Below are 546 nucleotides of genomic sequence, written 5' to 3'. Positions count from 1 at the left end.
CGCACATGGTTGTATCCGCGCTCCGCGATCTCCGCGTTGTAGTTGAGGGCCCACATGTGGGACGAGGGTCCTAGGGGAATTGAGTGCAGGACGGGCTTGATACCTAGTCCGTGGAGGACTCGAAGATGCGGGACTTGCTGGATAAGTGAGGACAAGGAAATCGGGGTTGGGGGCGTGTGGACGACTGCGATCAGCGGTCTGTACGTTAGCGTGAGTGAGGCCAGTGGATAGGAGCCGGGGGCTTGCGGATCGAGAACGAGTACGAGATTTGTTGACATGGTGTGAATTGTTGTGTAGGATGCGCCAGTGGACCGAGGACCGAACGAAGTGAGGGACGCGGAACGGCGCTTTTGTGATTGGACAATCTTAAATTACGTGGTGTGGGATGGGTGATGAGGGAGATGTATGAGATGGGTAAAAATCGCAGCTATGCTGCTGGGTGGAATACGGAGCTGCCGCCGCGTCAGTCCGAGAATCCGGAATCGTGTGATTATCGGTGGTCTATTCCGGTGCTTGTGACCGTCCAATACGGTGATATGTGCTGGG

Annotated in this window: 1 protein-coding gene; it reads left to right on the top strand. The window is 55.9% G+C overall.

Annotation, left to right across the window (positions count from 1 at the left end):
* Positions 1-356 precede the first annotated feature (356 nt).
* On the top strand, positions 357-546 hold a 190-nt coding region (locus tag AC1RPH_RS07720; protein ID WP_481762013.1), incomplete at its 3' end, for a hypothetical protein.

Source organism: Dellaglioa sp. CoH-57-MRSF-16 (genome assembly GCF_056782055.1).
Note: the sequence above shows the minus strand (reverse complement) of the source record. Positions and strands in the feature narration are given on the sequence as shown.